At 42.4% G+C, this 15,344-nt stretch carries 11 protein-coding genes and 1 other annotated feature; of the genes, 5 read left to right on the forward strand and 6 right to left on the reverse strand.

Features of this window, described 5'->3' with window-relative positions; genetic code table 11:
* The first annotated feature begins 151 nt into the window (after nt 1-151).
* Nucleotides 152-2,101 (forward strand): transglycosylase SLT domain-containing protein, encoded by a 1,950-nt coding sequence (locus ACED25_RS11095; RefSeq protein WP_371695266.1) that lies wholly within the window; start codon nt 152-154, stop codon nt 2,099-2,101.
* A gap of 172 nt (nt 2,102-2,273) precedes the next feature.
* Nucleotides 2,274-2,570 (forward strand): trp operon repressor, encoded by a 297-nt coding sequence (gene trpR / locus ACED25_RS11100; RefSeq protein WP_009848461.1) that lies wholly within the window; start codon nt 2,274-2,276, stop codon nt 2,568-2,570.
* A 117-nt stretch (nt 2,571-2,687) separates the two neighbouring features.
* On the opposite strand, the gene yjjX is transcribed toward trpR, so the two are convergent.
* The 6 genes from yjjX to ACED25_RS11130 all read right to left on the reverse strand — a co-directional run bounded on the left by yjjX (nt 2,688) and on the right by ACED25_RS11130 (nt 10,397).
* Nucleotides 2,688-3,209, reverse strand: coding sequence for an inosine/xanthosine triphosphatase (gene yjjX / locus ACED25_RS11105; RefSeq protein WP_017098361.1), 522 nt, complete (start codon nt 3,207-3,209; stop codon nt 2,688-2,690).
* Entirely contained in the window at nt 3,172-5,550 is a 2,379-nt protein-coding gene (locus ACED25_RS11110; RefSeq protein WP_017103011.1) for a bifunctional diguanylate cyclase/phosphodiesterase, read from the reverse strand. The genes yjjX and ACED25_RS11110 overlap by 38 nt, the downstream gene beginning before the upstream one ends.
* A 357-nt stretch (nt 5,551-5,907) precedes the next feature.
* Entirely contained in the window at nt 5,908-7,083 is a 1,176-nt protein-coding gene (pheA, locus tag ACED25_RS11115; RefSeq protein WP_009848464.1) for a prephenate dehydratase, read from the reverse strand.
* A 12-nt stretch (nt 7,084-7,095) separates the two neighbouring features.
* Nucleotides 7,096-7,217 (reverse strand) — a sequence feature (Phe leader region).
* A 110-nt stretch (nt 7,218-7,327) separates the two neighbouring features.
* The gene (gene hpf / locus ACED25_RS11120) at nt 7,328-7,663 is read right to left on the reverse strand and encodes a ribosome hibernation-promoting factor, HPF/YfiA family (RefSeq protein WP_004735034.1); all 336 of its coding nucleotides are present in this window, start codon (nt 7,661-7,663) and stop codon (nt 7,328-7,330) included.
* A gap of 423 nt (nt 7,664-8,086) precedes the next feature.
* Entirely contained in the window at nt 8,087-9,511 is a 1,425-nt protein-coding gene (locus ACED25_RS11125) for a transporter substrate-binding domain-containing protein (protein ID WP_371695267.1), read from the reverse strand.
* Between the two features lie 157 nt (nt 9,512-9,668).
* Complete coding sequence (locus tag ACED25_RS11130) at nt 9,669-10,397, reverse strand: outer membrane protein assembly factor BamD (protein ID WP_009848466.1); 729 nt, start codon at nt 10,395-10,397, stop codon at nt 9,669-9,671.
* 137 nt (nt 10,398-10,534) lie between these two features.
* On the opposite strand from ACED25_RS11130, the gene rluD reads away from it, so the two are divergent.
* The 3 genes from rluD to clpB all read left to right on the forward strand — a co-directional run bounded on the left by rluD (nt 10,535) and on the right by clpB (nt 14,968).
* The gene (rluD, locus tag ACED25_RS11135) at nt 10,535-11,509 is read left to right on the forward strand and encodes a 23S rRNA pseudouridine(1911/1915/1917) synthase RluD (protein ID WP_009848467.1); all 975 of its coding nucleotides are present in this window, start codon (nt 10,535-10,537) and stop codon (nt 11,507-11,509) included.
* Between the two features lie 8 nt (nt 11,510-11,517).
* Nucleotides 11,518-12,252 (forward strand): peptidoglycan editing factor PgeF, encoded by a 735-nt coding sequence (pgeF, locus tag ACED25_RS11140; RefSeq protein WP_371695270.1) that lies wholly within the window; start codon nt 11,518-11,520, stop codon nt 12,250-12,252.
* Between the two features lie 142 nt (nt 12,253-12,394).
* Complete coding sequence (gene clpB / locus ACED25_RS11145; protein WP_371695268.1) at nt 12,395-14,968, forward strand: ATP-dependent chaperone ClpB; 2,574 nt, start codon at nt 12,395-12,397, stop codon at nt 14,966-14,968.
* The last annotated feature ends 376 nt before the right edge of the window (nt 14,969-15,344 follow it).

Consider the following 15,344-nt stretch of genomic DNA (forward strand, 5'->3'; position numbering starts at 1 on the left):
TTGTCACATTGGTCATTAAAACTATATTTAATAAGCTTTCGAGGCGATGTGTTAAATATTAACAATATTTACACTCAAACTCTTTACATTTGATGTGATGTCGGGCGTAAATAGACTTCACGTATTCATACACGCACTAAGGAAAGAGCGAATGTTTTTCCGCATTGGTAATACGAAAATTGCTGTCGCTGCATCGGCAATTTTGTTTTCATTTTCACAGACTCCAATGGCTATGGCCAGCAATGCTTCCGAGCTGGAAATGCAGCGTGATGTTTATGACAGAGCGCAAGAGGTTTTAGACAACCGTGATCTAAAAGCTTATTCAGCACTTCGTAACAAAATTCAAACATACCCGTTAACACCTTACACTGACTATCGCGCCTTTTTACTGGGCTTAGGTGATCGAACGCCAAGCGAGGTGGATGCTTTTATTGAAGAGAACAAAGCACTGCCGTTTTCCAATCGTATACGAGCGCCTTATTTAGATTTATTGGCGGCTCAAAAACAGTGGAAGACGATCCTTGAGTTTCAAACCCAAGAGCCTGTTGGTGAAAAATATCAATGTATCTATTACCGCGCTAATTATGAACAAGGTAATCAAGATCTCGCCTTTAAAGGTGCGAAACAACTTTGGTTAAGTGGCAGTGGTGTTGATGATAACTGTGATTCACTTTTCGAAAGTTGGGATGAAGCGGGCTTAAGAACGGATCAGCTGATTCTGGACAGAATGCTTTTAGCGTTCGAGAGTCGAAACGGTAAGTTAATGAGCTACTTGGTTAAGCAATTAGATCATGATGAGTCAATTACTCAAGCGAAGCAGATTAAGGCGTTGTACAACAAGCCTGAAAATGTACTCGCGTTTGCTAAGAAGCACCCAGCGAATGAATTCTACCAAGCTCAAACCGAATTTGGTTTCGAGAAGCTAGTACGGAAATCCGCAAGCAGCGCTCAAGAGGTTTTTGATGATGTTGTGAAAGCTCAAAAATTTTCGAAAGAAAAATCCCAAGAGCTCGCGGATTACCTAGCGTTCCGCTTGATCAATACCGACTCTGAAGAGTTGATGGCGTGGCGAGACAAAATGCTCGCGAGTTCATCAAAGCAAGTTTTGCTGGAAAGACGAGCTCGCTTAGCTATTCAACATGCCGATTGGACGGGTTTGAAAGAGTGGATTGCGCGCTTAGATGGTAAACATCAAGCTTCGCTTCGCTGGCAGTATTGGCAGGGTAGAGCTGAGATTGCGCTAGGCGATACTGCTGAAGGTAATAAGCGATTGTCAGACATTTTGGGTCAGCGTAATTTCTACAGTGTGGCTGCCGCTAAGCAATTAAATCAGCCAGTTAGCTATCCAACGTCGACCCTTAAATACAGTGCAGAAATGGTGAAACCATTCGACACTTCTTTGGTTCGCATCGGCGAGCTGATTGAGCGAGATAAAATAGCGGCTGCAAAGAGTGAGTGGCGCTGGTTATTAAGTCATGCAGATAAAGAGCAAAAAGCGATGCTTGCTGCTCATGCTGCGACACAGCGATGGAATCACTTTACGATAACGGCGAGTATTTCTGCGAAGATGTGGGATAACATTGCGTTACGTTTCCCTGTCGCTCATAAGTGGTGGTTTAATTTCTATGCCGAGATGCACGATCTCGATCCAATTACTTTGATGTCTTTAGCAAGACAAGAGAGTGCGATGGATTCAGAGGCTCGCTCTCCAGTTGGCGCGCGTGGCATCATGCAAATTATGCCAAAGACGGCGCAATACACGGCTAACAAACATAAGATTAAGTACCAGGGCAGCGATGATCTTTATGATGTAGGTAAGAATATTGAGATAGGCAGTCATTATTTAGATGGCCTACTCGCTCAATATGATGATAACCGCATCTTCGCATTTGCCGCGTATAATGCTGGCCCTAGTCGTGTGAAACAGTGGCGATCACGCAGCGATGAAAAGCTCGATGCATTTGCTTTTATCGAGATGATCCCATTCAAAGAGACTCGTGGTTACGTTCAGAATATCTTGATGTTTGAGACTTACTATCGAGATATCCTGGGTGAGAAAGGGGCGTTTTTAGCACCTCACGAGGCAAAAACAAAATACTAAGCTTTCTGCATTTTTCTCCAAGCTGAGTAATATTAAATGCAGTGAGTGCGAACCATTTCCACTTACTGCCTTTTTACATTGGATCACATCAAGTGTTTCGGTATAAAGTGTTCGACGCTTTCAATCGTTAAGCGACTCTTTAAAGTCAGAATTTAAAAGTAAGTGTAGAGATATGGCATCACAACCTGAATATGAGAATTGGCAACAACTGATGGACTTGGTAAAGACGGCTGTCGAAAAAGATCAGCATGAACTATTGTTGACCATGATGATGACACCAGACGAGCGAGATGCTTTGGTTGCTCGAATTAATATCTTTTGTGAGCTGATGAAAGGTGAGATGTCGCAACGACAGGTTAGCCAAATGCTGGGAGTAGGTGTCGCGACGATAACCAGAGGCTCGAATGAGCTAAAGGCCAAATCTGAACAAGAGAAAGCCGTGATCGCCGACCTTTTGCTCAAACAATAACAGAGTTAAGCAACCACTGAGTAGTGTGGCTATGAATTCGATAAAAACGCTAACTGAATGTTAGCGTTTTTTATTTCTGGTGATTGTTCTCTGAGACTTTCGAAGTTTAGCGAAGATCTAGATAGGAAAGTGCTCTGGATTCACAAATGGGATCAGCGCTAAAATTAAAGCCTGATGATAGACAGAGCTGCGTGTTAGTTGGTTATGTGTTAGTAGGCCAATCGCCCCGCCTTTTTGTTTGATATTATCTGTGCCAAACACATCATCCATAACATCCCCTAGCTCATTCGCATGCTGGAGCTTATCAAGCACAACAGGTGGCAGCATCAAGCTTGCAGACCGAGATTCTCCGCGCTGACCGTTTGCTTCAACGACCATCCAAGCAAATGTAACCTTTCCTTCGATTCCAGACTCTAATCCAACATGAAAATCCGAATCAGGTTGAGCTTGAGTTGCGTTGTGCACGCGGTTTACTGCTCCTTGATAGGTTTCTTCATTACTCATGGGTTGATCGGCAACGCCACTAGGGACGCTGATGCCTTTGAAGTCAAATTCAGTATCAGGAAAAGCAGATAAGAATGCACTTTTAACGGCGCTAATTTTAGCTGGATTCAGCGATGCGATGATTACAGATTTCATGTGGTTGATTCTTTTTATTATCGATAAAATTGAGTTGATGCTGTCGGTACCATTCCGTCAGCTCTTCTAATGGCATAGGCTTACCAAAATAATAGCCTTGCAGCATATCGCACTGCGCATCTTGTAACCACTGATGCATGCATTGAGTTTCAATTCCTTCGGCTGTGACCTTTTTCCCTTGAGCATGGCATAGCCCGATAATGGGTTTCACTATGTTCTGGTTATCTGTCTCAATCAAGGTGTCCAAAAAGGTTTTATCCAATTTAATCTTCTGAGTTGGATACTGAACCAGTTGAGTGATCGAGGTGTAACCAGAACCAAAGTCGTCGATTGCTAATCTATAGCCCATGTATGATAACTGGTTAAGTAATGGGAACCCCTGAGAGTTTGAGTAAAAGGTTTCTGTGATTTCAAAATCGATCAAATTGGGCGGAATCTGATTGATTTTCGCATGCTCTTTGATGAAATCAGCAAGGTGAGTGGTTTTAATCCCGGCTGAAGATAAGTTAATCGATAGCTGAATAGAGTGATCGAATTGAGCTTGAAGTTGATGGAATGAAGCAAATGCATTCTGGATAACCCAGCGATCAATTATTTCAAATAATCCGGTTTGTTCGGCGATAGGAATGAATTCATCGGGTGGCACTAAACCAAGGTGTTTCGAGTGCCAACGTAATAGCACTTCTACACCAATAATATAACTTCCTGTTGAGTCCATATAAGGCATGTAAACGAGCTTAAACTCTTCATCAAAATTATTTTCTCTGAGGGCGCTCTCAATACTGGCTTGACGCTGAATGGTTTTATCTAAGTCTAACGAGTAATCTGCGAATTGGTTTTTACCTGCACGTTTGGCTTGATACATCGCGGTATCAGCATTCGAAAGAAGCTTCTCGATTGTATCACCATCATTAGGGTGGGTCGCAATACCAATACTGACCGTAATCGGGAAATTACCTGACTCGGTGACAAACCCCTTTTGTAGTGGGGTGAGTAAATCATTCGAAAATCGATGTGCGATATTTTCTTGGTGATTTGGAGCATTAATGTATACAACGAACTCGTCCCCAGAAAGTCGGGCTGGCAGACAGTGGGCATTTAATTCTGTTTTGTAGTGGTTACAAATATTGGAGATACGCTGAGCAAAACTGACGAGAATCGAGTCGCCGATTTGGTGTCCGTATTTGTCGTTCACAAATTTGAAGTTATCTAAATCAAAGTAGAGAACCCAGGTTTCGGTGTTCGAGCTAGGTTTTGACAACGACTGCTGCACGAAGGTTTGAAACTGGTGCCTATTGGCTATTTGGGTCAACTGATCATTTTCTGCCAACAACTTAGTCTGTTGGTACGTGTCATCCAACTCTTGGTACATATCATAAAAGCGTTGGGATAAGCGCCCCAGCTCATCATTTGTTCCTAGGCGCTCAATGTTTTTTCTCTGTTTTTTCTCAACCTCTTGAAGCTGCCTATCTAAACGGGTGATCGGGTTTATCACCCAGCGAGATAGCAGGATCAGCAGTAAGGTAACACTGACAAATGCAGATAGGGCAAAGGATAGGCTCAGTTCATTCCAGATAGATTTGAGTTTGTTGTCTAATAAGAATGGTGCAGGATCGAGCGTGGCGTAGAGGCCAGGTGCTAGCTTTATAGATTGTGTTAACTCACGCCCCTGTGTCACTAACGTAGGGGTAAAAAACAAACTAGTTTGATAGTCGAACTCTATCTGTTTTCGTAGTGAATTAAACTTATCAAGAGAGACAGATACAACCACAAAAAACACATTGTTGGGTGGATCGTTTATTGGTGTCGAAACTGTTTTTTTATCAATAACATCATAATGAACTAACACTCCTTCACCTTGGGAATTCTGTATGTAGTCCGTACTCGAAGTTGCTAACGTTTTTTGATATTGATGCTCAATGAACTCTAATATCTTGGGATCCATTTTTGCGAAAGGATCATTGGTATTGTCAGCGTAATATTTAAGAGCTCGATCGCTATCAAGCAACGCGACCCTTGTAAAACTGTCGTTACCATCTTGCAGTAACTTAATCGTTTCGTTTAGGTTATCAGTCAGTTCACGTTGGTGGTCGACATTTTCATCAACCATAAAATAACGCTTAACCAGGTCACTATTGGTGAGGGTGTAGGAGTAATTGTTGAGGAAAGAACGAGACTGTTGAAAATAGCCTGCTAATTTTTCCATGCTTAATTGCAGTGCATTGTCTTCACGTTTGATAAAGCTGTTTTTTTGCGTGGAATAGATGATATAGCTAGAAGCCGCTGTACTGATCAGTATTACGGGGGCAATCACAAGTAATATTTTAGTACTTAGCTTCATGGTTATTCACAACATGGTTTATAAATTTTAGCGCGCAAGTTTATGTTATTTCGAGAGTTCTTGCCATCGATTATATTGTGTTTGAAGAGTTTTGTTTGGGTTTTAAGTTTTTGTATTTACTGATTAAATTATCAGTAATGAGTGTTTAAGTAAGTACGGTGGGGGTGATTGAAGTGGATAGGAGTGAGAATCAGTAACACAACCAATTCATTTTTAAGTATACAGACTTTGCGTATTCCTTAGTTCGAGTTTTATTCCATTAGTTACTTTCTTTTAGCATTTGGCCTGCAGTAGGCCAAATGCTTGTATTAGTGAAAAGCTTATAGCAGTTAAAATGGGGGAACAGATAATAAAAAGTTAAGACAACTTAACCTGAGTAGCCTTAATGTTCTCACTTGGGTAACAACCTAACACTTTTAGGTGACGAGTTATGGCTGTTAGTTCCGTTATCGCTTGCTGCATATTATCTGAATCTAAGTGTGCTTCTAAATCCACATAGAACATCTCTTCCCAAGGGTTACCCATGATAGGACGAGATTCCAGCTTGGTCATGTTAATACCTAAGCGTTGCAGAATCAGCAGTGTTTCAACCAAAGAACCGGCTTCTTGAGAAGTCGACATGATGAGTGTCGTCTTAGCTGGGATCTGAGTCGATACTTCAACAGGCTTACGAGCGACCACGATGAAACGAGTGTGGTTCTCAGTTTGATTTGCAATGTTGCCTTGGATTGGTTGCAGTCCATAAAGCTTGCCGCTCGATGCATTACCAATCGCTGCCACATCATCACCGTCTAGATCTTTTACCTTTTTCATGGCATCAGCTGTGCTTGCACAAGATTCAAGGCTGACATCTTTAAGGCGGCTTAAAAACTCACTGCATTGTTGATGAGGTTGTGGGTGCGAATAGAGCGTTTTAATGTCTTCTAAACGAATATCATTTTTCGCGACAAGGCAGTGTTCAATCGGTTGAGAAAGTTCACCAACGATGTAAAGCGTTGTGTGTTGTAGCAGATCGTAGACTTCGTTAATTGACCCTGAACTGGTATTTTCAATCGGCAGTACACCGTAGTCGGCATGGCCCGATTCTACAGTCGATGCGACTTCTTTGAAGTGATTACAGTTCAGCTCAATCAATTCCATATTCTTGCGGCTGAAGTATTCACGGCTCGCAAGGTGAGAATACGATCCCTTAGAACCTAAGAATGCAACGCGAGCTAGTGGTTTACGGCTTTGTGGATTCGCAAGGTTTTGCAGGTATGACTGTTGCAGCAGAACCGAATCTTCAATGATGGTATGAAACAACTTAGTAATGTACTGCGCATCAAGCTCGTATTTATCTTTACCGTTGTTGATCAATTTGACTAGTAGTTGTTGCTCTCGTACTGCATCACGAACGGGTTTTGACGTTTCTACCTTGCTTTTAGCGACTTCGATACTCAGCTTACGACGCTCTGAAAGTAATTTTAGGAGTTCGTCGTCTAAATCATTGAGACGAAGGCGGATATCATCTAGTGAAATTGTTCGGTCAGTCATAAATGTGTCCTTATAAAAAAGCCCCCCTAGTGTGGGAGGCTTCTTGTTCGTTTTTGACTTGTTTTTCTAAAACGACTTAGCCTCCGATTTACGGAAGAAAAAAGAAGTCAAAAATAAACAAAGAGTGAGAGTGCATAAAAAGTGATTGTTTTATGAATGTTTAAACACAATAAGCAAGCGAGCTACGAGCGTCAAGCAAAAAAATAGCGCCCTGAGGCGCTATTTTTTAATCTGTCATATTTCCTTATTCTACTTCAGCTTCTAGCTCTTCGATTTCAGGCTTTTCAGCGCGGCGCGCTTCTGGTTTATGGCGCAGCTTGTTGAGTTGACGCTCTAGTTTTTGTTCTACTTCGTTAATAGCTACGTAGAGGTCGTCATGAATTGATGAAGCAACAAGTTGGCCTTTTGGTACCGTTAGAACGGCTTCAAATTTTTTCTTTTTATTTGGTTCTTCGCTAAAGCTCGCTTGGCAGCCAATGATGTCTACTTGCCATTTATCCAGCTTCTTAAATTTGCTTTCTATGTGATCACGGATTGCAGAGGTAATGTCGATATTTTTACCAGTGATGTTCATTTTCATAGAAGTTTTCCTCTGTTGTATCCCTCATGGGTTAACTTCAGATTACGACTTTTAGGAATAAAGAATGTGATTTAGATCTTGTTTTGGTTGGGTGGGATAAGCATTAAAATCAAATGTGATCTCACGCAAGTCTTGATATCTTTTTGTCGAAAAATACTTGTTATCCCTATGAAAAACGATAACTTGGAGGCAAGGCTTCGCTAAAAATTAAACCAGTTTTTAGGGGCGTCTTACAGCTTATTGAAAGTGTTTGATTGAAATTTACTCAATAGTGTTTTGTGATGTAGATCTCGTGATATATATCGCTATATAAGCTTTCTCTGAATTTGATAAGCAAAAGCCGCATAAGTTTTCTTATGCGGCTTTTGTGTTTTTAGCTTTACCTAATACCTTTGGCTCTCCAGTTTTGGGATTGATGCGATCCTAGTCGTTAGTGTTCAGTAATCTCGCTGTGCCGTTCTCTCGGATAGCATTGATAGCTTGTAATTGTTTATAGATTACGAAGTAACGATTGATGTTGGCAACATAGGTTACGGGTTCTTTACTCACGTATTTGCGAGTGATGATTTCTACGTTTTTAAACCAGATGTTTGGGTTGTAGCCTTTTTGCTTGGCAAGGTGCCTCATCTTTCTGATTTTAGCGGGGCCAGCGTTGTAAGAAGCCAAGGTAAAGTAGATTTGATTGTCCGGTGATATTGCTGGGTCATCAAAATATCGGTCTTTGATAAAGCGCATATACTTCACACCCGCATGGATGTTGTTATCCACTTTATGTATGTTTTTGATGTTGACGTTTTTGTCTTTGGCGGTACTTGGCAACACCTGCATCACACCAATAGCTCCACGGTGAGAAACCCGGCTTTGATCCAGTCCTGACTCTTGGAAACCTTGTGCAGACATCATCAAAGGGTCGAATTCGTATTGACTCGAATACTTTTCAAAAACATCTGACAGCTTAGCCACTCGGTCTATTTTATTTGGGTTGAGTGCTCTACCTAACCAGCGAGTGTTATCGATGTATTTCTGATAGATAACATTTCCAAGTAGGGTACCTGTTCGTGCGGTCTTTACGTATTTGTTGATCTCTTTCTTTAGCTGAGGGCTGTCTTTTCTCAGTGCCCAAGCAATTTGACCATTTTCACGCAGCGGCAACTCAGTGTGTACCTGAATGTTTTCCATAACATCGAGCCAGAGCTTAGCTTTGTGGCTATCTAGAACTGTACCTTGTATATAACCCTGATTAACCAGTTCTATCAGCTCGTAGTCTTGCAATGATTCTTCGATAAAGTGGACATGCAGTGGTGGTAAACCTAGTGCGTTAAGCTCTTTGTTGACTCTTTGAACACTCTCGAAGTAACTTGAGCTAGCTCGGATCCAGACCTCTTGACCACTCAATTGCTTGATTTCGGTGATAGGGGCAGAATTTTTTCCGGTGATAATCAGTTCTTTCCCATCTTTGATCATTGGATCGGAAAAATCGATGACACTTAACCGCTTGTCGGTGATCGTTAGGTTGGCGACAGCGACATCACCGTAACCAGATTCTAACGAGGGGAGTAGATCATCTCGTTGCACGGGGATGATTTGAACGTTGAGATAGGGGTGCTTCTTACGAAGACTTTTCTCAAAGTGGTAGAGCATTTCTGCCACAATACCTTTTGGCTTGCCATCTTCTATGTAGTAAAAGCCCAGATCAGCCGAAACCAATACTCTCACTGTTCCTTTTGTTTTGAGTACATCTAAGTCTCCCATGTAAGGTTGATTGCTCAATGGGGACAGTTCTAATGCGTTGGAAAGTTGGCTAAATAACCCGATCCAGATAAATAATAACATCCTGCTCACATCCACACTCCATGTTGATGTTTTGTTAAAAGTTATCTATTGAAGATACTGCTTATGTTGCCATTCATCAAGTTTACCAGACGAAGTTCAAAAAAAATCGCGCTAACAAATTAGCGCGATTTTGAAGTGATTGTTTTAGTTAACGACGAGTGTGATTCGCTGACTAAGGCAGTGGATTGAGCTCGATTAACTTTTCTGTTCGTAACACTGCGTCTTCTAAGCCTAGTTGTTCATAAGCTTCTAATTGAATGTCTAAAGACTTACGTGCAGCAATGGTGTCAGGGTAAGTCTTCTGTAACTCTTGTGTTCTGTTTATAGCTGCAATCCAAGCTTCACGACGCAGGTAGAAATCAGCGGTTGCTAAGTCATACTCCGCTAGGCGGTTTTTCAGTGCGAACATGCGTTTTTGTGCATCTTCAGCGTATGGGCTTGCAGGGAAACGTTCTAACAGTCGTTTGAAATCAGCAAATGCAAGTTTCACTGGCTCTGGATCTCGGTCGCTACGATCGATATTAAAAATATCATGCATGAAGTTTCGGTCTTGTGCCATATGCGTTAAACCGCGCATGTAAAGAACCCAATCTTGTTTCTCATGAGTTGGGTTTAAACGTAGGAATCGCGAAATAGTCGCAAGGCCAAGCGCCAAGTCATCATTTTTGTAGTAAGCGTAAATCAGATCCAGTTGTACTTGTTCAGAATAGGCGCCGAATGGGTAACGTGAGTCTAAGGCTTCTAGCTTTTCGATTGCAGAAAGCCAGCTACCACTCTGCAGTGATTCTTGGGCGTCAGAGTAAAGAACCGATGGCGGTACATCCGGTACTATTTCTTCACTACTTGAACAACCAACTAAGAGTGATACGGCTAATAGACCCGTTAAAGTAAGGTGTTTCATGTCAGGCGTCGATTCCTTGAATTAAATATTTCGTAAGCTTCCGTTACTTTCTAACCAGTAACAGATACAATGATGCAATTATTCTATTTTATCCATACTAATGGGTATTAGTCTCACGGTTTTTAAAAAAGTTCGATATGGCTCAGCAGATAACATTAACAGACACAGTAAAAAGCAGCCAGTTAGGTCAACGTTTAGACCAAGCTGTCGCTGAACTATTTACCGATTTTTCTCGCTCTCGTATTAAAGAGTGGCTTCTTGACGGCAAAATCCAAGTGGATGGCGAAGTTATCACTAAACCGCGCACCATAGTTTTGGGCGGTGAAGCGATCATCTTACAAGCAGAGCTTGCGGATGAAGAGCGCTGGGAAGCACAAGATATTCCGTTAGACATTGTCTATGAAGATGATGATTTATTGGTTATCAATAAACCTCGCGATCTGGTTGTACACCCAGGTGCAGGTACGCCGGATGGAACCATACTAAACGCATTGCTTTTCCATTACCCTCAGATTGCTGAAGTACCTCGTGCGGGTATTGTGCACCGTCTTGATAAAGACACAACTGGTCTTATGGTTGTGGCTAAAACGGTTCCAGCTCAAACTCGCCTTGTACGAGCTCTTGCTAAACGTCGTATTACTCGTGAATATGAAGCAATTGCTATTGGTAAAATGACCGCTGGTGGTGTGGTTGAGAAAGGCATTAGCCGTCATGCAACTAAGCGTACGTTAATGGACGTTAATGAATTGGGTAAGCCTGCGGTAACTCACTACCGTGTTGCTGAGCACTTCCGCGAACATACTCGTATTCGTCTGCGCCTAGAAACGGGTCGTACTCACCAAATCCGTGTTCACATGTCATACCTTCAGCACCCGCTGTTAGGTGATATTGCGTACGGTGGTCGTGCTCGTATTCCAAAAGGTGCATCTGAAGAGCTAACGACAATGATTCGTTCTTTTGATCGCCAAGCGTTACACGCGGTTATGCTGAAGTTTGTTCACCCGATTACTGGTGAAGAAGTAGAGTTCCACGCACCTGTGCCAAATGACATGGTTGTGATGGCTGAAGCGTTGCGTGTTGATGCTCGCGAAAACATAGAAGACGACATTTAATCGTGTCAATGATCATCCCTGACTGGAATGCACCAAAAAACGTGAAAGCATTTGCTTCGACTCGTTTTGATGGTTGTTCTACAGGCGCTTATCAAGGGTTAAACCTCGGTATGCACGTTGGGGATGATGCTTCGCTTGTTGAAAGCAATCGAGCGTGGCTAAAGCAACAATCTAAGATGCCCACCGTTCCGGTATGGCTAAATCAAACTCACTCAACGGATGTCGTTACGGTTTTAGAACCTGTGGTGAATGTGCTTGATGCGGATGGTGCATTTACCACTGCAAAGGGTGTTGTGTGTTCTGCGATGACAGCCGATTGCTTACCGGTCATCCTTACCGATACCAAAGGCACTCAAGTTGCTGCCGTTCATGCGGGTTGGCGTGGTCTTGCTGGTGGCATTCTTGAAAATGCCGTCGCAAAGTTTTCAAACCTAGATTCCGAGAACCAGATAATTGCTTGGCTTGGTCCTGCAATTGGTAAAGGTGCATTTGAGGTTGGCAACGATGTGTTGGACGCTTTTGTTCGTTTTGACCCTCAAGCGAAATTAGCATTTAAAGCTAAATCTGAACCTGGCAAGTGGTTAGCAAACATGTCTCAACTTGCGACTCAACGATTAATGAAAGTTGGCGTGACTTCGGTGACAGACTCGAATCTATGTACATACGCAGATTCAGATGCTTTCTATTCTTATCGTCGTGATGGTATTACTGGGCGTCAGGCGACATTTATTTGGTTAGAGTAATCTCTGACTAGCATAACCACTCATCCAGTTCATTTATATTTTCATATCAGCTCTATTCTTCATCCTTATCCCTTGAAAATCTGCGTTACCGTATCCATCTTCTAACCATAAGATAAACATATCTAAGAGTAGGAAGGTTGGCATGCGTCTCGATCGATTCACTAGTAAATTCCAAATTGCGATATCTGATGCTCAGTCGCTCGCATTAGGTCGTGATCACCAATATATAGAACCTGTACACCTAATGGTGTCTTTGCTTAATCAAGATGGCAGTGCGATTCGTCCATTGCTCACCATGTTGAATATTGATGTTGTTCAATTGCGTTCTAAATTAAGCGAAATATTAGACCGAGTCCCAAAAGTAAGCGGTATCGGTGGGGATGTTCAGCTCTCAAATGCAATGGGAACGCTATTCAACCTATGTGACAAGGTCGCACAAAAGCGCCAAGACAGTTACATATCTTCAGAAGTATTCCTACTCGCTGCAATAGAAGACAAAGGACCTCTAGGTAACTTACTTAAAGAACTAGGCCTTACAGAGCAAAAATTATCTCAAGCTATAGAGCAAGTTCGCGGTGGTCAAAAAGTTGATGATCCGAATGCGGAAGATAGACGCCAAGCTTTAGAGAAGTTCACCATTGATCTGACCGAGCGAGCAGAGCAAGGCAAGCTAGATCCTGTGATTGGTCGTGATGATGAAATTCGTCGCACGATTCAAGTCCTTCAACGCCGAACTAAGAATAACCCTGTCATTATTGGTCAACCCGGTGTGGGTAAAACCGCGATTGTCGAAGGTTTGGCTCAGCGCATTATCAATAATGAAGTTCCTGAAGGCTTAAGAGGCCGACGAGTTCTTTCATTGGATATGGGCTCATTGGTAGCGGGTGCTAAGTATCGTGGCGAATTCGAAGAGCGTCTAAAATCGGTGCTTAATGAATTATCGAAAGAAGAAGGCAATGTCATTCTCTTTATCGATGAAATTCATACTATGGTCGGCGCAGGTAAAGGCGAAGGCTCTATGGATGCGGGTAACATGCTGAAACCAGCATTAGCTCGTGGTGAACTGCATTGTGTCGGCGCAACAACGCTCGATGAATACCGACAATATATAGAGAAAGACCCGGCTTTGGAGCGTCGATTCCAAAAAGTGATCGTGGATGAACCCACCGTTGAAGACACGGTAGCGATTCTTCGTGGTTTGAAAGAGCGCTATGAACTCCACCATCATGTAGAAATTACCGATCCTGCTATCGTAGCGGCGGCAACGCTATCTCACCGATATGTTTCAGATCGTCAGTTACCAGATAAGGCGATTGATCTCATTGATGAAGCGGCTTCGAGTATTCGAATGCAGATAGATTCAAAGCCCGAGTCATTGGATAAGTTAGAGCGCAAAATCATTCAATTGAAGATCGAACAGCAAGCTCTGACGAATGAAAATGATGAGGCCAGTGAAAAGAGGCTTCGTACGTTACAAAGCGAACTTTCTGAGAAAGAACGCGATTTCGCAGAGCTTGAAGAAGTGTGGAACGCTGAAAAAGCGGCGCTGTCTGGTACGCAACATATTAAATCAGAGCTAGAACAAGCTCGAATGGATATGGATTTTGCACGACGCGCTGGTGACCTTAACCGTATGTCTGAATTGCAATATGGTCGAATCCCAGAATTGGAGAAGCAGTTAGATCTCGCGACTCAAGCTGAAATGCAAGAAATGACCTTATTACGTAATAAGGTGACCGACGCTGAGATCGCCGATGTCCTTTCAAAGCAAACCGGTATTCCTGTTTCTAAAATGCTAGAAGCAGAAAAGGAGAAGCTTCTGAAAATGGAAGGTGTTCTGCATAAGCGGGTTATCGGTCAAGCGGAAGCGGTCGAAGTGGTATCGAATGCGATTCGTCGTAGCCGTGCTGGTTTGTCTGATCCGAATAAGCCGATTGGTTCGTTCTTGTTCTTAGGGCCAACAGGTGTAGGTAAAACGGAACTGTGTAAAACATTAGCTAACTTTATGTTCGATAGTGAAGATGCGATGGTTCGTATCGATATGTCTGAGTTTATGGAAAAACACTCTGTTGCTCGTTTAGTTGGTGCTCCCCCTGGTTATGTGGGTTATGAAGAAGGTGGGTACTTAACCGAAGCTGTTCGTCGAAAACCTTATTCTGTCATTCTGCTTGATGAGGTAGAGAAAGCTCACGCAGATGTTTTCAATATTCTATTGCAAGTTTTAGATGATGGGCGATTAACTGACGGACAAGGTCGTACGGTTGATTTTAGAAATACCGTGGTAATCATGACATCGAACTTAGGTTCAACTCGTATTCAAGAGAACTTTAATACATTGGATTACCAAGGGATTAAAAATGAGGTTATGGAAGTGGTGGGTAAACATTTCCGACCTGAGTTTTTGAATCGAGTTGATGAAAGTGTCGTGTTTCATCCATTAGGCCAAGAGCACATCGAGTCAATTGCCGCTATTCAGCTTGATCATTTGAAAAAGCGAATGGAAGACAATGGTTATGAACTCGAAGTTTCAGAAAAAGCGCTCAAGCTAATCTCTCAAGTTGGTTTTGACCCTGTATATGGTGCAAGGCCTCTTAAAAGAGCAATTCAACAAACAGTAGAGAACCCATTAGCGAAAGCGATACTTGCAGGGAAAATCAATCCGGATAAGAAAGTGCAGCTATTAGTGAATAACGACCGAATTATAGCTCACCAATAATAAAGGTAAGAACGATAGGTACGATTAGTCGAAATTAAGACGTAATCGTACCTATTTTGAACGTTTTGTGCGAATAGTGTCCGAACGATCGCCTGTGGCGATTTTTTTCCGTTTTTGGTCTTGTGCAAAGGGGGATTCTCTCTATAATACGCCTCCGTTGCTAGGGATAACCAAGCGGTTTGAACTAAGTAACGAGACGACATTAAGCATTTAAGATGCTTTGAAAAATTAGCTGGGAAAAGTGTTTGACACTGGAACCCAATTCGCTAGAATGGCCGTCCACTTAGAGAGGCTCCTTACTAAAAGGAACGCTCAACAAGTGAAGCTCTTTAACAATTTAAACCTATCAATCTGTGTGGGCACTCGTTGATGAATA

Source organism: Vibrio sp. 1F263, assembly GCF_041439035.1.
GTDB lineage: Bacteria > Pseudomonadota > Gammaproteobacteria > Enterobacterales > Vibrionaceae > Vibrio > Vibrio tasmaniensis_A.

Bases quoted from the DNA above. Each gene is read 5' to 3' on its own strand.
- ACED25_RS11095 (WP_371695266.1), top strand. From the start codon at position 152: ATGTTTTTCCGCATTGGTAATACGAAAATTGCTGTCGCTGCATCGGCA.
- ACED25_RS11110 (WP_017103011.1), bottom strand. From the start codon at position 5,550: ATGAAGCTAAGTACTAAAATATTACTTGTGATTGCCCCCGTAATACTG.
- hpf (WP_004735034.1), bottom strand. From the start codon at position 7,663: ATGAAAATGAACATCACTGGTAAAAATATCGACATTACCTCTGCAATC.
- pheA (WP_009848464.1), bottom strand. From the start codon at position 7,083: ATGACTGACCGAACAATTTCACTAGATGATATCCGCCTTCGTCTCAAT.
- rluD (WP_009848467.1), top strand. From the start codon at position 10,535: ATGGCTCAGCAGATAACATTAACAGACACAGTAAAAAGCAGCCAGTTA.
- yjjX (WP_017098361.1), bottom strand. From the start codon at position 3,209: ATGAAATCTGTAATCATCGCATCGCTGAATCCAGCTAAAATTAGCGCC.
- clpB (WP_371695268.1), top strand. From the start codon at position 12,395: ATGCGTCTCGATCGATTCACTAGTAAATTCCAAATTGCGATATCTGAT.
- pgeF (WP_371695270.1), top strand. From the start codon at position 11,518: ATGATCATCCCTGACTGGAATGCACCAAAAAACGTGAAAGCATTTGCT.
- trpR (WP_009848461.1), top strand. From the start codon at position 2,274: ATGGCATCACAACCTGAATATGAGAATTGGCAACAACTGATGGACTTG.
- ACED25_RS11130 (WP_009848466.1), bottom strand. From the start codon at position 10,397: ATGAAACACCTTACTTTAACGGGTCTATTAGCCGTATCACTCTTAGTT.